Below are 24630 nucleotides of genomic sequence, written 5' to 3' on the forward strand. Positions count from 1 at the left end.
ACTGCGGCTCTATACCATCAAGGACGGCATCACGCCGATGCAACGCGCCGTGCCACACCCTCATGAGGAGCGCCACTGATGCCCTTGCTCGACATACGCAACCTCACCATCGAGATTGACACCCCCCAGGGCAAGGTCAAGGCGGTGGACAGGGTCAGCCTGACCCTGAACGAGGGGGAGATCCGCGGCCTGGTGGGGGAATCCGGCTCCGGCAAGAGCCTGGTCGCCAAGGTGATCGTCGGCATCCAGAAGGACAACTGGACGGTGCGCGCCGACCGGATGCGCTTCAACGACATGGACCTGCTGACCATGGCCCCCAAGGAGCGGCGCCGCATCATGGGCCGGGAGATCGCCATGATCTTCCAGGACCCCATCAGCTGTCTCGACCCCTCGGAGGAGATTGGCACCCAGCTCGAGGAGGCCATCCCCACCAGCGCCTTCGCCGGCAAGTTCTGGCAGCGCTTCCAGTGGCGCAAGAAGCGGGCCATCGCGCTCTTGCACCGGGTCGGGGTCAAGGATCACCGCAAGGTGATGCGGGCCTATCCCCACGAGCTGTCGGACGGCATGTGCCAGAAGGTGATGATCGCCATGGCGATCGCCAACCAGCCGCGTCTGCTGGTGGCGGACGAGCCCACCAGCGCCATGGAGTCCACCACCCACTCCCAGATCCTGCGTCTGCTGGACAAGATGAACAAGCTGGGCAACACCACCATCCTCATCATTAGCAACGACATCGCCGCCATCGCGAACCTGACCGACACCATCAACATCATGTACTGCGGCCAGATGGTGGAGGTGGGCACCCGGGAGCAGATCCTCGAATCCCCCCACCACCCCTATACGGATGCCCTGCTCAAGTCCATCCCGGACTTCGACAAGCTGGTGCGCCACAAGTCACGGCTCGAGACCCTGCCCGGGGTAATACCGCCGCTGCAGCACCTGCCCATCGGCTGCCGTCTTGGCCCCCGCTGCCCCTATGCCCAGAAGCAGTGCGTGCAGACGCCGCTGATGAGCAAGGTGAAGGGGCATCAGTTCAGCTGCCACTTCCCGCTGAACATGGAAGAACCGAAGAAATGAACCAGCACCAGACCATGATCCGGGGCACCTACCCGCCCCGTCAGCCCCTCTATCCGGCGAGCGCACGCAAGGAGACCACGTCGTGACCGAACCTTCCCTGCTGCAGGTCAGGGGCCTGTGCAAGACCTATCAGAATCGTACCGGCCTGTTTAGGCGCCGCGCCGTGGAGGCGATCAAGCCGCTCTCCTTCGATCTTGGCGTCGGCCAGACCCTGGCCATCGTCGGGGAGGCGGGCTCCGGCAAGAGCACCCTCGCCCGTATTTTAGCGGGCATGATAGAGCCGAGCGGCGGCGAGATCGCCGTCGAGGGGCAGCCCCTGGTCCACGGCGACTACCAGACCCGCTGCAAGCTGCTGCGGATGATCTTCCAGGATCCCAACACGTCGCTCAACCGCAAGATCCGGGTCGGCCAGATCCTGGAGACGCCGCTGCGCCTCAACACCGAGATGACCGAGGAGGAGCGCCGGGAGAAGGTGATCCAGACCCTGCGCATGGTGGGCATGCTGGCGGATCACGCCCTCTTCTACCCCCAGATGCTCTCCGCCGGCCAGCAGCAGCGGGTGGGACTGGCGCGGGCGCTGATCCTCAACCCGAAAATCGTGGTCGCGGATGAGGCGCTCTCCACCCTGGACATCTCGGTACGCTCCCAGATCATCAACCTGCTGCTGGAGATGCAGGAGACCATGGGCCTGAGCTATGTGCTGGTGGCCAACGATCTGGGCATCGTCAGCCACATCAGCGACGAGGTGCTGGTGATGCACGAGGGCCGGGTGGTGGAGCGCGGCAAGACCCTCAAGGTGTTCGCCGATCCCCAGCACGAGGTGACCCGGCGCCTCATCCAGAACTACAACAACGAGTACCGCCGCTGATCCCCGCCGCGCTCCCTTCCCCCCTAGCGCAGACATAAAAAAACCCGGCTTGCAGGCCGGGTATTGCGCTCAAAAAAGTGATTGCGTCGCTCGTAGTAGGAACAGGGCAATGGTAGGCAGCCCCCGTCACCTCAACAACTGTCAGATCTGACAGGCAGTCCGCTATGGAACCTGAACTGCGGATCCGGCGAGCGGATGAGCTCCGCCTCCAGCTGGCCGAAGAAGGCCACCCGTTCGCTGATGTCCTCTCCCGCATACTGCTCCGCAAGGGCCAGATAGTCCTGATAGTGGCGCGCCTCCGAGCGCAGCAGGGAGACGTAGAAGCGGCCAAGCTCCTCGTCCAGATGGGGCGCCAGCCTGGCAAAACGCTCGCAGGATCGCGCCTCGATATAGGCGCCGATGATCATCTTGTCCACCACGGCGGCGGGCTCGTAGGTACGCACATGGGCCAGCAGGCTGCGGGCGTAGCGGGAGGCGGTGACGGGACCGTAGGGAATGCCGCGGGCCTGCATGATCTCGAGCACCTGCTCGAAGTGGTGCAGCTCCTCCTGGATGAGCCGCACCATGGGGAACAGCAGGGGATTGCGCTCCAGCTCGGCGAACACGGTGCGCTCGGCCTCGCCCATGGTGCGCTTGCCGAGGATCTCCGCCTTCTCGGGGATGGCGTCCAGCTCCCGGTAAAACGCGAGCTTGGGCAGCAGGTGGCGCTTCTCCTTGGGCAGGCAGTAGCGGCGCACCAGGCTGTGGGCGGTCAGGGCCGCCTTGTTCTCGCAGTTGGCGTGATCGATGAGCAGGGTCGGCAATTGGGCGGGATCCCGCGCCATCTCCACCCACTCATCCGGGGTCTCGCAATGCAGGAATTGGCGCACGGGGGCTAACAGGTCATCCATCTGAACTCTCATCTGTTGATACGACACGCGGCGCCGGGACGCCGGGGCGCCTATGCTAACGGATCCCGCAGGGCCTGCCCACCGCCATCATGATCACCTCGTCAAGCGCCTGAGAGAGTCACGGCTGATCAGGGTGCCGCTGAACGAGAGCAGTGCGTCACTCCCCCCCTCCTCCACCATGGTGATCAAGCGGCTGATGGTCTCCTGGATCATCCCGGTCACCGGCATCTTGACGCTGGCAAGCGAGGGAATGACATAGGGAGCCAGGGCGATGTCGTCAAACCCCACCACCGAGACTGCATCAGGCACAGCCACGCCAGACTCGTGCAGCCGTTTGATGGCGCCGATCGCCATGTCATCGTTGCTGGCCACCAGGGCGCTGAAACGGATCCCCCGCGCCAGCAGGGTCGAGACGGCGGCCGAGCCGCAGGCGGGTGTCCATCTGCCGGGTGCGATCAATGCGTCCTGCACGGGGATGCCGTGCCGGATCAGCGCCTCGCGGTAGCCGGCCAGACGCTCGACGCCGGTGGGCGAATCCGCCGAACCGGCAATGAAGGCGATCTCCCTGTGCCCCATGGCCACCAGCGTGTCCACCACGGCCGCCGCCGCCGCCTGCTGATCCGCATAGACGCAGTGGGCAGGATGACGTGGCAAGCGCCGGTTGAGCACCATGATGGGCTGGGGATGCTGCTCGATGATCTCGTCCATCTCCTCGACGCTGAGAAAACGCGGATAGATGATGACGCCGTCGCAGCGTGAGTCGAGCAGGTACTGGATGGCCTGGCGCTCCTCGTCGGCGCTGTGCTTGCCATCCGCCAGGATGAGCTGCCGCCCCCGCTCCTCCGTCATCCGTGCCGCATGGGAGAGCAGCTCGCTGAAGTAGACGCCGTGGTAGAGGGTGTTGGTGACCACCAGCCCCAGGGTCTGGGTATTCTTGGTCGCAAGCTGCCTCGCCACCAGATTGGGACGATAGCCGCTCTCCTCAATGGCCTGAAACACCCTGTCCCGGGTCTCCTGGCTGGTATAACCATTGCCCGACAGCACGCGGGAGACCGTCGCCTTCGACACCCCTGCCCGCTTCGCCACCTCCAGCATCGTCGTCATTCTTGTCCCCCTTGCGTTCGACGGGTCGCAGTGTACTGCACCCTCGCCGGCTTGTCGTAGCAAGAATGGCGCCATGGCCCGGGTTCAGTGATCCCATTCACGGATCTGCACAAAGGGGGGCGGCCGTCTTGTGTCCCGACAGGAAACTGCGCATGCTATGTGGAACCGGTTCCACATTCAGTTTCATGCCTTCTCGCTCGCCATCAGCTGCGGCGAGCACGAGCGGGCCCACTTGGTTAAAAGGATCAACCTCGATGTCAAAGAACTATGCGGCCCTGGCCAGCACCGTCATCACCGCACTCGGCGGCGCCGACAACGTCGTCGCCGTGACACACTGCATGACGCGGCTGCGCTTCGTGCTCAGCGACCCCGCCCGGGTCAACGGCCCTTCCCTGAAGGCCACCCAGGGCGTGCTCGGCGTGGTGCAGGCCGACAACCAGTGCCAGGTGATCATCGGCAACACCGTCTCCCACGCCTACCGCGAGGTACTGGCCCTGCTGCCCCAGGGCGGACAGACGCCGCCCCCCGCCCCCGCACGTGGCTGGAGCCTGCGACGCATGGGCGCCGCCATCCTCGACGCCCTGATCGGCACCATGTCGCCGCTGATCCCGGCCATCATCGGCGGCTCCATGCTCAAGCTGCTGGCCATGGTGCTGGAGATGACCGGCCTGCTGGAGAAAGGCTCCTCAACCCTCACCATCCTCACGGTGGCCGGGGACGGCGCCTTCTTCTTCCTGCCCCTGATGGTGGCCGCCTCCGCCGCCGTCAAGTTCAAGACCAACATGTCGCTCGCCATCGCCATCGCCGGCGTGCTGGTGCACCCCAGCTTCATCGAGCTGATGGCCCGGGCCGCCGAGGGGGAGCAGGTGACCTTCGCCCTGATCCCGGTGACCGCGGTGAAATACACCTACACAGTGATCCCGGCCCTGGTGATGACCTGGTGCCTCTCCTACATCGAGCGCTGGGTCGACCGCATCACCCCGGCGGTCACCAAGAACTTCCTCAAACCCATGCTGATCGTGCTCATCGCGGCGCCGCTCGCCATCCTGCTCATCGGCCCCGTAGGCATCTGGATCGGCACCGCCATCTCGGGCCTGGTCTACACGGTTCACGACTACCTGGGCTGGCTGTCGGTGGCCATCATGGGGGCGCTCTGGCCGCTGCTGGTGATGACCGGCATGCACCGCGTCTTCACCCCGACCATCATCCAGACCATCGCCGAGACCGGCAAGGAAGGCATGGTGATGCCCTCCGAAATCGGCGCCAACCTCTCCCTTGGCGGCTCCTCCCTGGCGGTCGCCTGGCGCACCCGAAACCCTGAGCTGCGCCAGACCGCGCTCGCGGCGGCCGCCTCCGCCATCATGGCGGGGATCTCGGAACCCGCCCTCTACGGCGTGGCCCTGCGCCTCAAGCGCCCGCTCATTGCCAGCCTCATCAGCGGCTTCATCTGCGGCGCCGTCGCCGGCATGGCCGGCCTCGCCAGCCACTCCATGGCGGCCCCCGGCCTCTTCACCAGCGTGCAGTTCTTCGATCCGGCCAACCCCATGACCATCGCCTGGGTGCTCGGCGTGATGGCGCTCTCCGTGGTGCTCTCCTTCGTGCTGACCCTGGTGATGGGGTTTGAGGACATCCCGGTGGAGGCCCCCGGCGAGAACGCTGCTCCCCAGCCCGTCACGGCCAGCCAGGCACAGGCCACCGCCGGCGCGTGACTCCCTATCAGACATGACAAGAGGTAACCAATGTCGTTAGCAAGATTTCCCGAAGGCTTCCTGTGGGGCGGCGCCCTGGCCGCCAACCAGGCGGAAGGCGCCCATCTCGAGGGGGGCAAGGGCCTGACCACGGTGGACATGATCCCCCACGGCCCGAGCCGCATGGCGGTCAAGCTCGGCCAGGAGAAGCGCTTCTCCCCGAGGGATGACGAGTTCTACCCGAGCCACGGGGCCATCGACTTCTATCACCGCTACAAGGACGACATCGCCCTGATGGCCGAGATGGGCTTCACCGTGTTTCGCACCTCCATCGCCTGGGCCCGTCTCTACCCCAGGGGTGACGAGCGGGAGCCCAATGCGGAGGGCATCACCTTCTACCGGGCCCTGTTCGAGGAGTGCAAGAAGCACGGCATCGAGCCCCTGGTGACCCTGTGCCACTTCGACGTGCCCATGCACCTGGTGACCGAATACGGCTCCTGGCGCAACCGCCAGATGGTGACCTTCTTCACCCGCTACGCCCGCACCTGCTTCGAGGCATTCGACGGCCTGGTGAAGTACTGGCTCACCTTCAACGAGATCAACATCCTGTTGCACAGCCCCTTCTCCGGGGCCGGGCTGGTGTTCGAAGAGGGGGAACACCAGGAGCAGGTGAAGTACCAGGCGGCCCACCACGAGCTCATCGCCAGCGCCCTGGCGACCCGGATTGCCCACGAGGTCAATCCGGCCAACCAGGTGGGCTGCATGCTGGCGGGGGGCAACTTCTACCCCTACTCCTGCAAGCCCGCCGACGTCTGGGTCGCGCTGCAAAAGGAGCGGGAGAACCTGCTGTTCATCGACGTGCAGGCCCGGGGCGCCTACCCGGCCTATGCGGCTCGCGTGTTTCGCGACAAGGGGGTGGTGCTGGTCAAGGAGCCGGGTGACGACGAGATCCTCCAGCACACCGTCGACTTCGTCTCCTTCAGCTACTACGCCTCCCGCTGCGCCGCCGCCGACATGAACCAGGGCAACACCAGCGAGGCCAACGTGGTCAAGTCCCTGAAAAACCCCTACATCGAGGTAAGCGAATGGGGCTGGGGCATAGATCCTCTGGGCCTTCGCATCACCATCAACACCCTGCACGACCGCTACCAGAAGCCGCTGTTCCTGGTGGAGAACGGCCTGGGGGCCGTGGACGAGGTGAACGAGCAAGGAGAGATCGAGGACGACTACCGCATCGCCTACCTGCGGGAACACATCCAGGCCATGGGAGATGCCATCGAAGACGGCATCCCCCTCATGGGCTACACCAGCTGGGGCTGCATCGATCTCGTCTCCGCCTCCACCGGCGAGATGAGCAAGCGCTACGGCTTCGTCCACGTGGACAGGGACGACGCCGGCCGGGGCACCCTGGCGCGCAGGCGCAAGAAGTCGTTCTGGTGGTATAAAAAGGTGATCGCGAGCCACGGGGAAGATCTGGCCTGATGGCGCATCGCCCGGGCATCCCGGGTAATGTACTAATGCAGTGGAAAATAACATGGGGGCCCAGGGCCCCCATGTGTTGTTTCAGCGCGACGCGGAAAACGTTTAACTGCCTTCGTTGAAAATTTCCAGGTTGCTGGTCCCTTCCTGCCACTCGCGCACCGCCTTGTTGTCGTCGCTGCGCAGGGCATTGAGGTGGTCCAGATAACCCTGATCCACGTCCGAGGTCACGTAGTGGCCGTTGAACACCGAGGTCTCGAAGTGGCGCAGCTCGGGGTTGATCTCCCGCACCGCCGCTTCCAGATCTTCCAGATCCTGGAAGATGAGGCCGTCGGCGCCGATCAGCTTGCACACCTCTTCCACTTCCCGGCCATGGGCAATGAGCTCGTTGGCGGTGGGCATGTCGATGCCGTAGACGTTGGGGAAGCGGATTTCCGGCGCCGCCGAGGCGAAGTAGACCTTGGCCGCCCCCGCCTCGCGGGCCATCTGGATGATCTGCTCCGAGGTGGTGCCACGGACGATGGAGTCGTCCACCAGCAGCACCTTCTTGCCCTTGAATTCGGAGCTGATGGCGTTGAGCTTGCGACGCACCGACTTCTTGCGCTGGGTCTGGCCCGGCATGATGAAGGTACGGCCGATGTAGCGGTTCTTCACGAAGCCCTGACGATAGGGCAGACCCAGGGTGTGGGCGATCTCCAGCGCCACGTCGCAGGAGGTCTCGGGGATGGGGATGACCACGTCCACGTCGAGATCGTCCCACTCTCGGGCGATCTTCTGGCCCAGCTTGCGACCCATGTTGAGGCGGGCGGCATAGACGGAGACCTTGTCGATGCAGGAGTCGGGGCGGGCAAAGTAGACGTACTCGAAGATGCAGGAGCTCATCTGCGGGTTATCCGCGCACTGCTCGGAGAAGAGCTGGCCCTGCTCGGTGATGTAGATGGCCTCGCCCGGCGCGACGTCACGCACCGTCTCGAAACCGATGGCGTCGAGGGCCACGCTCTCGGAGGCGAGCATGTACTCCACCTGGCCCTGCTCGTCAACCCGGCGACCCAGGATCAGCGGGCGGATACCGTTCGGGTCGCGGAACCCGATGAGACCGTGGCCGATCACCAGGGAAACCACGGCGTAGGCGCCGCGGATCTGCTGATGCACCTTGCGCACCGCCGAGAAGATGTCCTCCGGGCGCAGCGCCATCTTGTCGCAGAGATCCAGCTCGTGGGCCAGCACGTTCAGCAGCACTTCGGAGTCCGAGGTGGTGTTGATGTGGCGGCGGGCCACCTTGAACTGCTGCTCCTTGAGCTCCTTGGCGTTGGTGAGGTTGCCGTTGTGGGCCAGCACCATGCCGTAGGGGGAGTTCACGTAAAACGGCTGGGCCTCCGCGGCACTGGAGCTGCCGGCGGTGGGATAACGGACGTGTCCTATGCCGATATTCCCCTTGAGCCGCTGCATGTGGCGCACTTCAAACACATCCTTCACCAGACCGTTGGCCTTGCGTTGCCGGAAGTTTCCACTGTCAATGGTCACGATCCCGGCGGCATCCTGTCCCCTGTGCTGCAACACCGTCAAGGCGTCGTAGAGGGCCTGATTGACGGGGGTGGTGCCAACTATACCGACAATACCGCACATGTCTTTGCTACCTCGATGTCACTGTACCTGTTGAAGAAAACTGGACGAGTTCATCATGAACCCGAAGAACCACTGGATCACCGGCTTGAACTCGGGAACCAGCCTGGATGCCGCCCACCAGTCGCTCTGGGAGAGGCTGGTGAAGGTATCCATGAAAAACAGCAGGGCGCTGACGATCAGCACCCCGCGAATGGCGCCAAAACAGACCCCCAGCACCCGATCGGTCCCGGAGAGCCCCGTCTTCTCCACCAGCAGGCCCACCACGTAGTTGACCACGCTGCCGAGGATCAGGGTCGCCACGAACAGGGCCGCGATGGCGAGGCCGTTGCGCACCATGGCGTCGGAGAAGGAGGTGAAATAGACGGCGAGATCGGGATAGAAGCGGCTGGCAATGAAAAAGGCGACGAACCAGGTGACGAGGGACATGGCTTCCTTGAGGAAGCCCCGCACCAGGCTGATGAGGGCGGAAAAACCGACGATGCCCATGATGGCGTAATCAATCCAGACCATAGAAAAAGATGTCCTGCGAAATTGCGGCGCAGTCTAACAAAAACGATTGCGCAATGCTTGATAAAAATGTGTTAAACGCACGACGGGCGTGCCGGGACGGCGATGGGGCTCCGCTCACGCGGCCGGCGCCAGAATGCACAACGCCATGGCAAAGCCATGGCGTTGTCGTCTGCAACGAGCGCTTACCCGATGTGGGTCAGGCCGCCCATGTAGGATTGCAGCGCCGCCGGGATGGCGATGCGGCCATCTTCCTGCTGGTAGTTCTCCAGCACCGCCACCAGGGTGCGACCCACCGCCAGGCCGGAGCCGTTCAGGGTGTGGATCAGCTGCGGCTTGCCGTCGATGCGCACGCGAGCCTGCATGCGGCGCGCCTGGAAGTCGGTGCAGTTGGAGACAGACGAGATCTCGCGGTAGGTGTTCTGGGCCGGCAGCCAGACTTCCAGATCGTAGGTCTTGGCGGCGCAGAAGCCCATGTCACCTGTAGAGAGCGCCATCACGCGATACGGCAGCTCCAGCAGCTGCAGCACCTTCTCGGCGTGGCCCACCATCTCTTCTAGGGCATCCCAGGACTTCTCGGGGTGCACCAGCTGCACCATCTCGACCTTGTCGAACTGGTGCATGCGGATGAGACCACGGGTGTCGCGGCCATAGGAGCCCGCTTCGGAGCGGAAGCAGGGGCTGTGGGCGGTCATCTTGATGGGCAGTTCCTGCTCGTCGAAGATCTCGTCGCGGGCCATGTTGGTAAGCGGCACTTCGGAGGTCGGGATCAGGGAGAACTTGCGCAGCTTGCCCTCGTCTTCCCCTTCCCCCTCGATACCGGTGTTGAACAGATCCTGGGAGAACTTCGGCAGCTGGCCGGTGCCGTACAGGCTGTCCGGGTTGACCAAATAGGGCACGTAGCACTCGGTGTAGCCGTGCTGCAGGGTGTGCAGGTCCAGCATGAACTGGGCCAGGGCGCGGTGCAGGCGGGCAATCTGGCCCTTCATCACCACGAAGCGGGCGCCGGAGAGCTTGACGCCGTTCTTGAAGTCGACACCCTTGGCCGCCTCACCCAGATCGATGTGATCGCGCACCGGGAAGTTGAACTCGCGCGGGGTGCCCCAACGGCGCACTTCCACGTTGTCGTTCTCGTCGCGGCCCACCGGGGTGGTGTCGCTCGGCAGGTTCGGGATGGCATCGGCAATCCCCTTGAGCTGGGCCAGCAGGGCGTCCAGCTCGACCTTGCTGGTCTCAAGCTCGTCGTTGATCTTGGTCACCTGGGCCTTGAGCGGGGCCACATCCTCGCCACGACGGGCAGCCTCACCGATGGACTTGGAGCGGGCGTTGCGCTCGGCCTGCAGCTCCTGGGTACGGGACTGCAGATCCTTGCGTTTCTCTTCCAGAGCGTTGACCGCCGCTACGTCCAGAACGTAGCCACGTGTCGCCAGACGAGCGGCAGCTTCATCGATGTCGCTGCGCAGATATTTGGGATCCAGCATGGTTTACCTACTTTTTTTAATGGGATCTGGGCCCGGGTCGTCGTGACCGGGCCGGGAAACAGATCCGGAAGTTAACATCGGTTGGCACACCCCTGTCGTCTTTTGCATCGGGCCAGCAAGATGGGGCCTTCGAAATCAAGAAGATGGCACCAGGCCAAGACAAGCGGGGTCAGACGGGCAGTGTAGCAGACCGCCCCCCCGCCCGAACAGGGACTATTGCGGTCGTTTTGCCCTGTTTTCCGGGGGATGGCGACCCCGATGGAATCGGTTGGCCAATTAACGCACAATCGGTCCGGCCGGCCAGGCGCAGACCGCTCGTGGCGGGCCGAACCCGGCCTTGCCGCTATTTTTCCCGCCGCTTCGGGCTCTGCCTGTCCAGCTCGCGCAGGTAGTCGAGCTTCTGGCCGATCTGCTTCTCCAGGCCCCGTTCGGTGGGCTGGTAGTAGTGCTTGCCGGCGAGCTCGGGCGGAAAGTACTCCTCCCCCGCCGCATAGGCCCCCGGCTCGTCGTGGGCGTAGCGATACTCGGCGCCGTAGCCGAGCTCGCTCATCAGCCTGGTGGGGGCGTTGCGCAGGTGCGGCGGCACCTCGAAGTCCGGCAGGTTTTTGGCGTCCGCCAGCGCCGCCTTCCAGGCGGTGTAGACCGCATTGCTCTTGGGCGCGCAGGCGAGGTAGACGATCGCCTGGGCGATGGCCCGCTCCCCTTCAGCCGGCCCGATACGGTGGAAGCAGTCCCAGGCCGAGAGCGCCACCTGCATGGCGCGGGGGTCGGCGTTGCCCACGTCTTCCGAGGCGATGGCCAGCAGCCGGCGCGCGATGTAGAGGGGATCGCAGCCGGCGCTCACCATGCGGGCATACCAGTAGAGGGCCGCATCCGGCGCCGAACCACGGATGGACTTGTGCACCGCCGAGATGAGGTCGTAGAAGTGATCGCCGCCCTTGTCGAAGCGCGCCACGTGCTCCCCCACCACGGCGGCGAGCAGGCCACTGTCGATGAGCCGCCGGCCCTGGCCGTCGGCCTCGGCCATGTCGGCCAGGAGCTCAAGATAGTTGAGGGACTTGCGCCCGTCCCCGTCCACGGCTTTTGCCAGCGCCTCCTTCACCCCGGGGGCAAAAGTGAGGCTGGGGTCATTGAGGCCGCGGGGATCGGTCAGCGCCTGATCGATCATGGCGAGGATGTCCTCCTCCTCCAGCCGCTTGAGCAGATAGACCCGGGCCCGGGAGAGCAGCGCGTTGTTGAGTTCGAACGAGGGGTTTTCGGTGGTGGCGCCGATGAAGGTGATGGTGCCGTCTTCGATGTGGGGCAGGAAGACATCCTGCTGGCTCTTGTTGAAGCGGTGCACCTCGTCCACGAACAGGATGGTGCGCACCCCGCGCCAGCCGTTCTCCTTCGCCTTGTCGATGGCGGCGCGGATCTCCTTGATGCCGGAGGTGACGGCGGAGAGGCGCTCCACCTCCGCCTGGCAGTAGTGGGCCATCAGCTCCGCCAGCGTGGTCTTGCCGGTGCCGGGCGGCCCCCAGAGGATCATGGAGTGGCAGTGGCCGGCCAGGATCGCCTTTCGCAGGGGCTTGTCGGCCCCCAGGATATGCTGCTGGCCGATGTACTGCTCCAGGGTCTGCGGCCGCATGCGGGCCGCCAGCGGTCGAAAGTCAGCGGAAAAGTCCAGCGACAGGTTGCTCATCGGCGTGGCTCACTTGGGGTGATGCGGGTCATCAGCGCTGGTCGTCCAGCGCGACCCCCTTGGGGATCTTGAACACGAACTCGTTGCCCTTGAGCACCGGCTTGCGGTTGAAGTTGCTCAGGGTGAATTCGCTCCACTGCCCCTGGGCCTCCTTCACGTCGAAGCGGCTGATGTTGTTCTGGCGATCAAACGTGATGCGGAAGGAGGCGATCAGTTCGTCCTGGCTGCGGCTGGTGACGGTGTAGACATCCCCTTCCTGGGTCACGTCGTAGTTCTTCCAGAGGCTATTGTCGTTGCCGGCGATGAGCACGAAGGGGGTGTTGAGCACGGCGTCCTTCATCTTGAGGGCGGTCACCTGCTCGACGAAGGGATCATAGACCCAGACGTCCTTGCCGTCGGCCACGATCAGGCTCTCGTCCGGGGAGGTGGTGTGCCAGTTGAAATGGTTGGGTCGCTGCACCAGCAGGGAGCCGCTCGCCTTTTGCAGCTCCTTGCCCTTGCTGTCATAGACGGTCTGGGCAAACTTGGCGGAGAACAGGCTCACCCCTGCCAGCTTCTGCTTGAGATCGCTGGCCGTATCGGCCCACACCTGGCTGCTGGCGACCAGCAGCACGGAACCCATCAACAGTTGTTTTTTCATCAGGCTCTTCATAAAGACGTTCTCGATAAAAGGCCACGCCCGCAGAGGGCATGGCCAGGATGATGTGAGGCTTAATCCCGCACCGGCGGCGGTGCCAGCACGTCGCGCTGGCCGTTGCCACCCGGGGCGCTGACGATGCCCTGGTTCTCCATCTGCTCGATGAGACGGGCCGCCCGGTTGTAGCCGATCTTGAACTTGCGCTGCACGCTGGAGGTGGAGCCGCGGCGGGATTCCACCACGAAGGCCACCGCCTCGTCGAACAGGGGATCGAGCTCCTCGTCGCCACCGCCGCCGTAGTCGCCGCCACCGCCCTCGCCGTCCGACTCGCCGGAGAGGATCTCGTCGATGTAGTCCGGCTCGCCGCGCAGTTTCCAGTCCGCCACCACCTTGTGCACCTCGTGGTCATCGACGAAGGCCCCGTGGACCCGGGTCGGGTTGGAAGTACCGGCCGGCATGTAGAGCATGTCCCCCATGCCGAGCAGGGATTCGGCCCCCCCCTGATCCAGGATGGTGCGAGAATCTATCTTGCTCGACACCTGGAAGGAGATCCGGGTCGGGATGTTGGCCTTGATGAGGCCGGTGATCACATCCACAGACGGGCGCTGGGTCGCGAGGATGAGATGGATGCCAGCCGCCCGCGCCTTCTGGGCGATGCGGGCGATGAGCTCTTCCACCTTCTTGCCGACGATCATCATCATGTCGGCGAACTCGTCCACCACCACCACGATGTGGGGCAGCTTCTCGAGCTCCGGCGGCATCTGATCCATGGAGTCGCCCGGACGCCACAGGGGATCGAGCAGGGGATCGCCCGCCTCGATGGCGGCCAGCACCTTGTCGTTGTAGCCCTTGAGGTTGCGCACCCCGACCGCGGACATCAGCTTGTAGCGGCGCTCCATCTCGCCCACGCACCAGCGCAGGGCATTGGCGGCATCCTTCATGTCGGTCACCACCTCGGTCAGGAGGTGCGGGATCCCCTCGTAGACCGAGAGCTCCAGCATCTTGGGGTCGATCATGATGAAGCGCAGATCCTCGGGGGAGGACTTGTAGAGCATGGAGATGATCATGGTGTTCACCCCCACCGACTTGCCCGAGCCCGTGGTACCGGCCACCAGCAGGTGCGGCATCTTGGCGAGGTTCACCACCACGGGCTCCCCCGCGATGTCCTGGCCCAGCCCCATGGTCAGCGGATTGCGGCTGTCGCGAAACGCCTCGCAGTCGAGGGTCTCACGCAGGTAGACGGTCTGGCGCACCCGGTTGGGCAGTTCGATGCCGACATAGGTCTTGCCGGGGATCACCTCCACCACCCGCACGCTGCTGGCGGAGAGGGAACGGGCGAGATCCCGCGACAGGTTGGTGATCTTGCTCGCCTTCATGCCCGGCGCCAGATCCAGTTCGAAACGGGTGATGACGGGGCCCGGATAGACACCGACCACCTTGGCCTGCACGTTGTAGTCGGCGAGTTTCGCCTCCACCAGCCGGCCCATGCGCTCCAGCTCGTCCTTGCTCATCATCTGGGTCTTGGCAGGCGGCCTGTCCAGCAGCTCGATGCTCGGCAAGGGAGCCAGACCGGGCTGGGGACGGCGCTTGGCCTTGACCGGCGCCGGGGCGACCGGTGCCTCGGGTTCATCGTCCCCCTCGGCCCAGGGCAGATCGAGGTCGTCCTCATCCTCCTGGCTCACCACGGGGCGCTGACGGCCGCTGGCCACGCGTTTGCCCTTGGGGGCCGGGGTCTCGTCCTCATCTTCGTCGTCAAACTGCGGCTCGAACTGGAAGGTGTCCTCGTCCAGCTCCGGCAGCCACTCGTCAGATTTTGTCTTTTGAGCCCGATTTTTAGCCTTGGGATTTCGCGTCCAGCTGCCGTGGGGCTCGTCTTCGTCGTCCTGGTCGAAGGCGCCCACGCCCCCTTCCAGCAGGGGATCCGGTCCCTCATAACGGGGCTGACGCCAGCCCCCGGTCAGCCAGCGCCCCAGGGTGGTGGGGAAATGGTAGATGGCGCTGACGCTGCCGGTGCAGGCGGCACCGATCCGCTCAACGATGGTGAGCCAGGACCAGCCGGTGAACAGGGTGATGCCGGTCGCCACGAAGCAGAGCAGCATCAGGTTGGCTCCCACCCCGCCGAACAGCGGCACCACGGCGGAGGCGATCACGTCACCCACCAGGCCGCCGGCGGAGAAATTCTGCAGGTCGTTGAAGTTGATGCTGGCGATGGCGGACATGCCGAGCACGGTGAGGATGAAGCCGATGATCCGCACCGACAGGGTGAGATAGTCCACCTCCAGCAGCTTGCTCGGCCGCCAGAACAGGCTCCAGCCAAGCAGTACCGTCAGCGGCGGCACCAGGTAGGAGAACGCCCCGAAGGTAAACATGGTGATGTCGGCGAGCCAGGCCCCGGCGCTGCCTGCCAGGTTCTTCACCTCCCCCTGCCAGGAGGTCTGGGACCAACCGGGATCGGCGGGGTGATAGGTCAACAGGGCAAGCAAGAGATAGGCAGCCATCAGGGTGATGGCGATCAAGACGGCCTCGAAGATCCGTTGTGTACCTGATAAAGGAGTAAACAGCTTTTTATCGGCCAAACTCCGGCTCCTTTGTGAAAACATGAATGCGGGATAGGGGGCCTAGTATCCCTGAAAAGCCCACCGGTTGTCAGCCAGTGCCTGAAGACGGGCCGTGAAACAGCAATAATGAAGAAACGAGCGGACCGGCCGCTCGTTTCTGACTATCGTGACTCGTCATGGAACGAGCAAGTCACAGCACAACCCCGCTTATCGGGTGCTGATCACCAGACGACTGCTCTGTTTGACCTCTTCCATCACCACATAGGTGCGGGTGTCGTTGACGCCGGGCAGACGCAGCAGGGTTTCCCCCAGCAGGCGGCGATAGGCGGACATGTCGCTGACGCGGGTCTTGAGCAGATAATCGAAATCACCGGACACCAGATGGCACTCCTGGATCTCCTCGAGCACCTGCACAGCCTTATTGAACTGTTCGAACACGTCGGGGGCGCCGCGATTGAGGGTAATTTCCACGAATACCAGCAGAGACGCGTCCAGATAATGAGGGTTCAGAATGGCGGCATATCCTTCGATATAGCCTTGTCGCTCCAGGCGACGAACCCGTTCCAGACACGGTGTGGGACTCAGGCCAACTCGTTTGGACAACTCAACGTTCGAAATCCTGCCATCCTTTTGCAGTTCATTCAGAATGTTGCGGTCAATCCTGTCCAAATCCTTTAGCCGACTCTTAGCTTCCATCATTTAATTCCATCCTTTGGCTATTTTTTGGTAAGAATCACCAGTCATTTTATAATAATGGTCACAAATCCTGTCAATACCTGAATATACTAGGCGCAAATGTCGCTTAACATCTAGGCAACATAAACCACCAATCGATAGACGAGGGATAGCATGATTATCGGTGTACCTAAGGAAATAAAAAACCATGAATATCGCGTAGGCATGGTTCCGGCCAGTGTACGTGAACTGACAGCACGAAACCATACCGTTTTCGTCCAAAGCGGCGCAGGAAATGGCATTGGGTTCAGTGACGCAGATTATCTGGCTGCCGGAGCCGAGATCCTGGCCTCTGCGGCAGACGTTTTCGCCAAGGCGGAGATGATCGTCAAGGTCAAGGAGCCCCAGGCGGTCGAGCGCGCCATGCTGCGTCCGGGCCAGACCCTCTTTACCTACCTGCACCTGGCGCCAGACCTGGCCCAGACCCGGGAGCTGGTGGACAGCGGCGCTATCTGCATCGCCTACGAAACCGTCACCGACGGCCGTGGCGGCCTGCCCCTGCTGGCCCCCATGTCGGAGGTGGCCGGACGCATGTCTATTCAGGCGGGTGCCCAGGCGCTGGAGAAATCCCGCGGCGGTAGCGGCGTGCTGCTCGGCGGCGTGCCCGGCGTGGAACCGGCCAAGGTGGTGATCATCGGCGGCGGCGTGGTGGGCTCCAACGCAGCCCGCATGGCCATCGGCCTGCGTGCCGACGTCACCATACTCGACAACAACATCGATACCCTGCGCCGTCTCGACAGCGAGTTCCAGGGTGCCGCCAAGGTGGTCTACTCCAACCGCGAGACCCTGGAGCGCCATCTGCTGGCGGCAGACCTGGTCATCGGTGGCGTGCTGGTACCGGGCGCCACTGCGCCAAAACTTGTCAGCCGTGACCACATTGCCCGCATGAAGCCGGGGTCGGCCATCGTGGACGTGGCCATCGATCAGGGCGGCTGCGTCGAGACCTCCCATGCCACCACCCATGAGGATCCCACCTTCATCGTCGACGACGTGGTGCACTACTGCGTGGCCAACATGCCGGGCGCCGTGGCACGCACCTCCACCGTGGCCCTGAACAACGCCACCCTGCCCTTCATCATCAAGCTGGCCGAACAGGGCTATCGCAACGCACTGCTCAGCGATCCCCACCTGCGGCACGGCCTGAACGTGATGGCGGGCAAGATCACCTGCAAGGAGGTCGCCGTGGCCCACAACCTGGCCTACACGGATCCCCTGACCCTGCTGAACTGATCGCATCCCCGCGAGGGGAGGTAGATGAGTGAAAATCCGCCCGCGATGGGCGGTTTTTTTTTTATGCCTGCCATCCCCCCTGCCCCTCTCTTTGGCGATTGCCCCAATCGATGCGCCGGCCTTTGACCACGGATCACGAATTACCTACAATCGCGCAAACTCATCACGTCTCGGAAATCACATCATGAGCCAAGTCACTCACAGCAAACTGCTGATCCTGGGATCCGGCCCGGCAGGTTACACCGCGGCCGTCTATGCCGCCCGCGCCAACCTCAATCCCCTGCTCATCACCGGCATGCAGCAAGGTGGCCAGCTGACCACCACCACCGAAGTGGAAAACTGGCCGGGGGATGCGGAAGGGCTGACCGGCCCGGCCCTGATGGAGCGCATGAAAGAGCATGCGGAGAAATTCGATACCCGCATCCTCTTCGATCACATCAATGAAGTGACGCTGACCGAACGCCCCTTCCACCTCAAGGGCGACAACGGGGAATACACCTGCGATGCGCTGATCCTCGCCACCGGCGCCTCCGCCAAATACCTGGGCCTGCCCTCCGAGGAGGCGTTCAAGGGCCGCGGCGTCTCCGCCTGCGCCACCTGTGACGGCTTCTTCTACCGCAACCAGGAAGTGGCCGTGGTCGGCGGCGGCAACACCGCCGTGGAAGAGGCGCTCTATCTGGCCAACATCGCCAAGAAGGTGCACCTCATCCATCGCCGCGACGAATTCCGCGCCGAGAAGATCCTGATCAAGCGCCTGCATGACAAGGTCGAGAGCGGCAATATCGTGCTGCACACCCACCAGACTCTGGACGAAGTGCTGGGGGACGACATGGGCGTGACTGGGGTGCGTCTGCGCAGCACCCGGGATCACTCCACCTCCGAGCTGCCGCTAATGGGGGTCTTCATCGCCATCGGCCACCAGCCCAACACCCAGATCTTCGAGGGCCAGCTGGCCATGGAGAACGGCTACCTGAAGGTGCGTGGCGGCCTGGAAGGGTTTGCGACCCAGACCAGCATCCCCGGGGTGTTCGCCGCCGGCGACGTTGCCGACCACGTCTATCGTCAGGCGATCACCTCGGCCGGTACCGGCTGCATGGCGGCCCTCGATGCCGAGCGATATCTGGACGCCCAGTAACCATAAAGATATAAAGGGCATGCCAACCGGCATGCCCTTTTCTTTTTAAGGAGCAGAATGAAACGGAAAATCATGATTGTGGAAGACAGCCTGACGGTTCGCCGCATGCTGACCCAGGCCATTGCGCAGCAGACCGGGCTGGAAATCGATGCGTTCGACACCCTGGAAGGGGCACGCGACTGTCATGGCGAAGAGTACGTGGTCGCCCTGGTGGATCTCACCCTGCCGGATGCCCCCGGCGGGGAAGCCGTCAACGTACTGCTGGCACGCGGGTTGCCGGTGGTGATCCTCACCGCCGACATCAGCGAGGAGAAGCGGGAGGCCTGGCTGGAGGCCGGGGTGCTGGATTACGTGATGAAGGATTCACGCCACTCCCTGCAATACGCCGTCAGCCTGGTGCACCGCCTCTACCTCAACCAGGCCATCGAAGTGCTGGTGGTCGATGACTCGCTCACCTCCCGCCATCGCACCGCGGCCCAGCTGCGCAAGCAGCTGCTGCAGGTTCACGAGGCCAACTGTGCCCGGGATGCCCTGGCCCTGCTCGAGCAGCATCCCGCCATCCGGCTCATGCTGGTGGACTACTACATGCCGGAGATCGACGGCATCAGCCTGGTGCGGATGCTGCGCGAACGCTACAACAAGCAGCAGCTCGCCATCATCGGCATCTCGGTGTCGGACAAGCACGGCCTCTCGGCCCGTTACCTCAAGCAGGGGGCGAACGACTTTCTCAACCAGCCGTTCGAGCCCGAGGAACTGCAGTGCCGGGTCAGCCACAATCTGGAGGCACTGGAGCAGTTCACCAGCATTCAGGAGTCGGCCAATCGCGACTACCTGACCGGGCTCTACAACCGGCGCTACTGGTTCAACGAGGGACAGAAGTGGTTCGAGGAGCATCAGCGTCAACAGGCGCCGCTCGCCCTGTGCGTGCTGGACGTGGATCATTTCAAGCAGGTTAACGATCACTGGGGCCACGCCATCGGCGATCAGTTGCTCTGCCACCTGACCCGGCTGCTCACCCAGTTCTTCCCGGATGCCATGATAGCCCGCTTTGGCGGCGAGGAGTTCGCCCTGATGGTGCCCCACTGCTCCGTCCCCGTGCTGCTCAAGCGGCTGGAGGGATTGCGGCAACAGATGCGCCAGCAACCGTTGTCACGGGAGACACCGCTGTTTGTGCGCGCCAGTTTTGGCGTCATCAACGTCGGGCGGCTCTCCATGGACGAGGCGCTCTGCGAGGCCGATCGCCAGCTGTATCAGGCCAAGAACACCGGGCGCGACAAGATAGTCGCCCAGAACGCCTGACAACGCCTCACGAAAGACACTCCGTGTAGTTCCGCCCGGCGCCCCTTGCGGTGGCCGCCGGGTCATTTTCCTTCCCCAGGGCTCCCTGCCCACCGAGTCGTCAGTAAGTCTTGTCGACCCGCACCCCATCGCTGAAATAGAGGATGCGCACCTTGTCTCCCTGTGCAAACACCATGGCCGGATCGTAATCCTGGATCACGTTGATGAGCCTGTCCTGATCGCTCCTGATCAGGAGCTCCACCAGCTTGTTCTCCACCACGCTGCCCCCGGACTGGTAATGTTGCACCGCGGCCGCCCCCGCCAGCGCCCCGATGGCAGTGGCAATCTCACGCCCGTGACCGCCGCCAAACTGATTGCCGAGCAGGCCGCCGAGCACGGCACCTCCCAGGGTCTTCCAGCCGGTATGCTCGGACTCCACCACCTGGCGCTGGGTGATGTTGCGCACCGTATCGACCTGGCCAAAGACCACCTGCTCCACCGGACGCGCCGTGTTGCGCTCATACACGGCGCCCCAGGCGGGTGCCGTGACAAAGCCAAGCAAGCTGGATACTATCAGGATAATGGCCTTCATCTATGAACCTCTGCCTTATGTCTCGCTATCTTACCGAACTGGATGATGAGCTGTGCTGGTTTCCCTCCCCCAGCCATGCGCTGGAAGAGCCCAACGGGCTGCTGGCGATAGGGGGGGATCTCTCCCCTGCTCGATTGCTGGCAGCTTACCACAGCGGGATCTTTCCATGGAATGAACCCCATCAGCCATTGTTGTGGTGGTCACCGGACCCCAGGGGAGTCATCGTGCCCGACGAACTCCACATAGGCCGCAGCCTGCAGAAGTGCATTCGCCGCACCTCCTTCGAGGTGTTCATCGATCGTGCCTTCGACGAGGTGATCGCGGCCTGCGCCGCCCCTCGTCGCGGTGCCAGCGGCACCTGGATCAGTGCTCCCATGATCGACGCCTATCGGCAACTGCATCGGCTCGGCCATGCTCACTCCGTCGAGATCTGGCAGGACGGGGAGTTGCAGGCGGGACTCTACGGTCTCTCCCTTGGCCGCCTCTTCTGCGGTGAATCCATGTTCAGCCGCATCGACAACGGCGCCAAACTGGCCATGGTGGCACTCTGCCGCCATTTCGCCCACCATGGCGGCGCCCTCATCGACTGCCAGATGCAGAACCCTTTTCTGGCCACCCTGGGGGTCCAGGAATGGCCCAGACACCGCTTTCTGGCCACATTGGCAAACCTGACCCGGCAACCACTGCGGGACGGTTGCTGGCAACCGAGGAGAATCAGCCTGTGAGTGAAGAAGTGATCCTCAAGGTAGGCCTGACCCCCCGGCATCCTTGCAGCTACCTGGGCCACGAGCAGGAGCAACTGCTGGTGCTGATGGACCATGAGCTGCTCAATGCCGCAGGCTATGAGCGGCTGCTGACAGCCGGATTCCGGCGCAGCGGCAACGACATCTACCGCCCTCACTGCCCGGCCTGCAGCGCCTGCCAGTCCCTGCGCATCCACAGCGAACGCTTCGTACCCAGCCGGAGCCAGAAACGCATCCGCCAGCTGAACCGTGACCTCGAGCTGGTGCTGAGCTACGACGACAAGCCCGAGTATTACCAGCTCTATGAACGCTACATCCGCGAGCGTCACCGGGATGGCAGCATGTATCCGCCGAGCCGTACCCAATATAAAGGCTTTTTGCACTGCGACTGGATGCCGCCTCTCTACATGGAGATACGCAAGGAGGGACGCCTCATCGGGGTGGCGACCACGGATCTGCTCCCCCATTCCCTGAGCGCCATGTATACCTTCTTCGATCCCGATTATGCCGACCGGTCGCTCGGCACCTTCGCCATCCTGAGCCAGCTGGAACTTGCCAGGCGCACCGGTCGCCAATGGCTGTACTTGGGCTATCTGGTGGAGGAGTGCCGCAAGATGAATTACAAACGCCAATACCTGCCCCACGAGTTGCTGGTGCAGGGGGAATGGAAAAAATTCGACGCCAAGCCCGAGTAAACTTTACACATAGCCTTAAATCCGGCATGATCCAGCGGTTTTTTGTTGTGGCTTATCAAGAGGATTCAATGGCTAAAGAAGACAGTATTGAGATGCAGGGTACCATTCTCGAAACCTTGCCCAATACCATGTTCCGTGTGGAACTGGAAAATGGTCACGTGGTTATCGCTCATATTTCCGGCAAGATGCGCAAAAACTACATCCGTATCCTGACTGGAGACAAAGTAACGGTGGCTCTGACTCCGTACGATCTCTCCAAGGGACGTATTGTTTTCCGCTCTCGCTAAGCCAGGAATTCAGCAAAAAACCCCAGCCTTTCGGTTGGGGTTTTTTGCTATTGCTGGCACTCGCACAGGTTAGTGGGATACAGCTTCAACGTTGACCTGAAAATCAAAGCTGAGGCTGTTGTTCACCAGTTCGACTCTCACCACACCGCCATCGACCAGTGAACCGAACAGGATCTCGTTGGCCAGAGGCTTCTTGAGGTGTTCCTGAATGACCCGTCCCATGGGTCTGGCTCCCATTGCCCGATCATAGCCCTTCTCGGCCAGCCAGTGTCGCGCCTCTTCCGATACCTCGAGCGAGACTCCCTTGGCATCCAGCTGAACCTGCAGCTCGACGATGAACTTGTCGACGACCTGATGGATCACCGCCATGTCGAGATGGTTGAACCAGATGATGTGATCCAGCCGGTTGCGAAACTCCGGGCTGAAGGTCTTGTTGATCACCGCCATGGCATCGTGGCTCATGTCCTGTTGCTGGAAGCCGATGGACTTGCGCTGGGTCTCCTGCACCCCTGCGTTGGTGGTCATCACCAGGATCACGTTGCGAAAATCGGCCTTGCGCCCGTTGTTGTCCGTCAGGGTGCCATTGTCCATCACCTGCAGCAGCAGGTTGAACACGTCCGGGTGCGCCTTCTCGATCTCGTCGAGCAGCACGACCGAGTGCGGGTGCTTGAGCACGGAGTCGGTCAGCAGGCCGCCCTGCTCGAACCCCACGTAGCCGGGAGGCGCCCCGATCAGGCGGGAGACGGTATGGCGCTCCATGTACTCCGACATGTCGAAACGCAGCACCTCGACCCCGAGCGCCTTGCCCAGTTGCTGGGTGACCTCGGTCTTGCCCACCCCGGTCGGGCCGGCAAACAGGAAGCAGCCGACGGGGCGGCGCTCGTTGCCAAGGCCGGAGCGGGACAGGCGGATGGCATCGGTCAATACCGTGATGGCCTTGTCCTGGCCAAACACCACCATCTTGAGGTTGCGCTCCAGATTCTTCAGCACTTCCTTGTCGGAAGAGGAGACGGACTTTTCGGGAATGCGGGCAATCTTGGCAACGATGGCCTCGATCTCCGGCACATTGATCACCTTCTTGCGCTTGCTGGCCGGCAGCAGGCGTTGCCCAGCCCCCGCCTCGTCGATCACGTCGATGGCCTTGTCCGGCAGGTGGCGATCATTGATGTACTTGGCGGAGAGCTCCACCGCGGCACGGATCGCCTTGACGGTGTAGCGCACGCCATGGTGAGACTCATAACGGCTCTTGAGCCCCATCAGGATGCGGGTCGTGTCATCCAGGCTCGGCTCGACGATGTCGATCTTCTGGAATCGACGGGCCAGGGCACGGTCTTTCTCGAAGATCTGGGAATATTCCTGGTAGGTGGTCGAGCCTACACAGCGCAGCAGGCCATTGGAGAGCAGCGGCTTGATGAGGTTGGCCGCATCCAGCTGGCCGCCGGAGGCTGCCCCTGCCCCTATGATGGTGTGGATCTCGTCGATGAAGAGGATGGCCCCCTCCTGGCGCTCAATCTGCTTGAGCAGCACCTTGAGGCGCTTCTCGAAGTCACCGCGGTATTTGGTCCCCGCCAGCAGGGAGCCCATGTCCAGGGAATAGATGGTGCTGCCCGCGATCACCTCGGGCACGTCGCCCTTGACGATGCGATAGGCCAGCCCCTCGGCGATGGCTGTCTTGCCCACCCCGGCCTCCCCCACCAGCAGCGGGTTGTTCTTGCGACGGCGGCACAGCACCTGAATGGTGCGGTTGAGCTCCTGATCGCGGCCGATGAGCGGATCGATACGCCCCTCCAGCACCAGCTGGTTGAGGTTGGTGGCAAAACTCTCGATCTGGGCGGAAGAGACCTCATCGTCGGACTCGGCATTGCCGCCACCACTCTCGGGCTTGCTGTCTTTGCGCACCCCGTGGGAGAGGAAGTTCACCACATCGAGTCGGCTGACTTCGGCCTTCTTCAGGAAATAAGCTGCCTGGGACTCCTGCTCGCTGAAGATGGCGACCAGCACATTCGCACCGCTCACCTCGGTGTTGCCGGAGGACTGGACATGGAACACGGCCCGTTGCAGCACGCGCTGGAAGCCCAGGGTCGGCTGGGTTTCCCTGTCTTCATCATCACGGGGGATAAGCGGGGTCGTTTGATTGATGAATGCGCGGATCTCCTTGCGCATCTGCTCCACGTCCGCACCACATGAACTCAGCGCCTCATGGGCTGAGCTGTTATCCAGCAGGGCTAACAACAGGTGCTCGACGGTCATGAATTCGTGGCGCTCGTCACGGGCCAGCTTGAAAGCCTCGTTCAGCGTCTTTTCTAGATCTTTGTTCAACATAGGCACCTCCCCTCAGT

21 protein-coding genes are annotated in these 24630 nt (G+C 63.0%); 10 read left to right on the top strand and 11 right to left on the bottom strand.

Going from position 1 to position 24630, the window contains the following annotated elements; translation table 11 throughout:
- Positions 1–78: 78 nt before the first annotated feature.
- Together AB5Y72_RS05865 and AB5Y72_RS05870 are read left to right on the top strand one after the other, a co-directional pair.
- Entirely contained in the window at positions 79–1077 is a 999-nt protein-coding gene (locus AB5Y72_RS05865) for an oligopeptide/dipeptide ABC transporter ATP-binding protein (protein WP_209792020.1), read from the top strand.
- Positions 1078–1159: 82 nt separating this feature from the next.
- Positions 1160–1945, top strand: a complete 786-nt coding sequence (locus AB5Y72_RS05870) for an ATP-binding cassette domain-containing protein (protein ID WP_325782267.1) — start codon at positions 1160–1162, stop codon at positions 1943–1945.
- A gap of 131 nt (positions 1946–2076) precedes the next feature.
- Here the strand turns inward: AB5Y72_RS05870 and miaE are convergent, their stop codons facing one another.
- Both miaE and AB5Y72_RS05880 read right to left on the bottom strand, forming a co-directional pair.
- Entirely contained in the window at positions 2077–2835 is a 759-nt protein-coding gene (gene miaE, locus AB5Y72_RS05875; RefSeq protein ID WP_042075489.1) for a tRNA-(ms[2]io[6]A)-hydroxylase, read from the bottom strand.
- A gap of 93 nt (positions 2836–2928) precedes the next feature.
- Positions 2929–3939 (bottom strand): LacI family DNA-binding transcriptional regulator, encoded by a 1011-nt coding sequence (locus AB5Y72_RS05880; protein WP_368198677.1) that lies wholly within the window; start codon positions 3937–3939, stop codon positions 2929–2931.
- A 254-nt stretch (positions 3940–4193) separates the two neighbouring features.
- Between AB5Y72_RS05880 and ascF the strand changes: the two genes are divergently transcribed.
- Positions 4194–5648 carry a PTS cellobiose/arbutin/salicin transporter subunit IIBC gene (ascF, locus tag AB5Y72_RS05885; RefSeq protein WP_325782265.1) on the top strand — a complete coding sequence of 485 codons (1455 nt, stop codon included), beginning with the start codon at positions 4194–4196 and terminating at the stop codon, positions 5646–5648.
- A gap of 30 nt (positions 5649–5678) precedes the next feature.
- Entirely contained in the window at positions 5679–7109 is a 1431-nt protein-coding gene (locus AB5Y72_RS05890; RefSeq protein ID WP_325782264.1) for a 6-phospho-beta-glucosidase, read from the top strand.
- A gap of 102 nt (positions 7110–7211) precedes the next feature.
- Here AB5Y72_RS05890 and purF read toward each other — a convergent pair whose 3' ends face one another.
- The 7 genes from purF to lrp form a co-directional block, all read right to left on the bottom strand.
- On the bottom strand, positions 7212–8732 hold the full coding sequence (gene purF, locus AB5Y72_RS05895; RefSeq protein WP_219144115.1) for an amidophosphoribosyltransferase: 1521 nt from the start codon (positions 8730–8732) through the stop codon (positions 7212–7214).
- A gap of 18 nt (positions 8733–8750) precedes the next feature.
- Complete coding sequence (locus AB5Y72_RS05900) at positions 8751–9242, bottom strand: CvpA family protein (RefSeq protein WP_042075481.1); 492 nt, start codon at positions 9240–9242, stop codon at positions 8751–8753.
- A gap of 182 nt (positions 9243–9424) precedes the next feature.
- Positions 9425–10720, bottom strand: coding sequence for a serine--tRNA ligase (gene serS, locus AB5Y72_RS05905; protein WP_209792014.1), 1296 nt, complete (start codon positions 10718–10720; stop codon positions 9425–9427).
- A gap of 343 nt (positions 10721–11063) precedes the next feature.
- Positions 11064–12401 (bottom strand): replication-associated recombination protein A, encoded by a 1338-nt coding sequence (locus AB5Y72_RS05910; protein ID WP_325782263.1) that lies wholly within the window; start codon positions 12399–12401, stop codon positions 11064–11066.
- Positions 12402–12432: 31 nt separating this feature from the next.
- Positions 12433–13041 (bottom strand): outer membrane lipoprotein chaperone LolA, encoded by a 609-nt coding sequence (lolA, locus tag AB5Y72_RS05915; RefSeq protein ID WP_325782262.1) that lies wholly within the window; start codon positions 13039–13041, stop codon positions 12433–12435.
- Positions 13042–13112: 71 nt separating this feature from the next.
- Positions 13113–15614, bottom strand: a complete 2502-nt coding sequence (locus AB5Y72_RS05920) for a DNA translocase FtsK 4TM domain-containing protein (RefSeq protein WP_325782261.1) — start codon at positions 15612–15614, stop codon at positions 13113–13115.
- Between the two features lie 189 nt (positions 15615–15803).
- Entirely contained in the window at positions 15804–16295 is a 492-nt protein-coding gene (gene lrp / locus AB5Y72_RS05925; RefSeq protein ID WP_005300047.1) for a leucine-responsive transcriptional regulator Lrp, read from the bottom strand.
- Positions 16296–16445: 150 nt separating this feature from the next.
- Here lrp and ald point away from each other — a divergent pair, with 150 nt between their 5' ends.
- From ald to AB5Y72_RS05940, 3 genes are all read left to right on the top strand, one after another.
- Positions 16446–17561, top strand: a complete 1116-nt coding sequence (gene ald, locus AB5Y72_RS05930) for an alanine dehydrogenase (RefSeq protein WP_042075473.1) — start codon at positions 16446–16448, stop codon at positions 17559–17561.
- Between the two features lie 184 nt (positions 17562–17745).
- Positions 17746–18696: a thioredoxin-disulfide reductase gene (gene trxB, locus AB5Y72_RS05935; RefSeq protein WP_325782260.1), complete on the top strand. Its 951-nt coding sequence runs from the start codon at positions 17746–17748 to the stop codon at positions 18694–18696.
- A gap of 57 nt (positions 18697–18753) precedes the next feature.
- Positions 18754–19995: a diguanylate cyclase gene (locus AB5Y72_RS05940; protein ID WP_318163149.1), complete on the top strand. Its 1242-nt coding sequence runs from the start codon at positions 18754–18756 to the stop codon at positions 19993–19995.
- Positions 19996–20095: 100 nt separating this feature from the next.
- Here AB5Y72_RS05940 and AB5Y72_RS05945 read toward each other — a convergent pair whose 3' ends face one another.
- A complete protein-coding gene (locus AB5Y72_RS05945) occupies positions 20096–20566 on the bottom strand; it encodes a glycine zipper 2TM domain-containing protein (RefSeq protein WP_325782259.1) in 471 nt (156 codons plus the stop codon).
- Positions 20567–20583: 17 nt separating this feature from the next.
- On the opposite strand from AB5Y72_RS05945, the gene aat reads away from it, so the two are divergent.
- The 3 genes from aat (at position 20584) to infA (ending at position 22291) form a co-directional block, all read left to right on the top strand.
- Complete coding sequence (gene aat, locus AB5Y72_RS05950; RefSeq protein WP_325782257.1) at positions 20584–21291, top strand: leucyl/phenylalanyl-tRNA--protein transferase; 708 nt, start codon at positions 20584–20586, stop codon at positions 21289–21291.
- Positions 21288–22004, top strand: coding sequence for an arginyltransferase (locus AB5Y72_RS05955; protein WP_216990126.1), 717 nt, complete (start codon positions 21288–21290; stop codon positions 22002–22004). Before aat ends, AB5Y72_RS05955 begins: the two co-directional genes overlap by 4 nt.
- 68 nt (positions 22005–22072) lie before the next feature.
- Complete coding sequence (gene infA, locus AB5Y72_RS05960; protein WP_005300033.1) at positions 22073–22291, top strand: translation initiation factor IF-1; 219 nt, start codon at positions 22073–22075, stop codon at positions 22289–22291.
- Between the two features lie 69 nt (positions 22292–22360).
- Here the strand turns inward: infA and clpA are convergent, their stop codons facing one another.
- Positions 22361–24613 (bottom strand): ATP-dependent Clp protease ATP-binding subunit ClpA, encoded by a 2253-nt coding sequence (gene clpA, locus AB5Y72_RS05965; RefSeq protein ID WP_325782256.1) that lies wholly within the window; start codon positions 24611–24613, stop codon positions 22361–22363.
- Positions 24614–24630 lie beyond the last annotated feature (17 nt).

The organism is Aeromonas sp. R7-4, assembly GCF_040908055.1.
GTDB classification, from domain to species: Bacteria; Pseudomonadota; Gammaproteobacteria; order Enterobacterales; family Aeromonadaceae; genus Aeromonas; species Aeromonas sanarellii.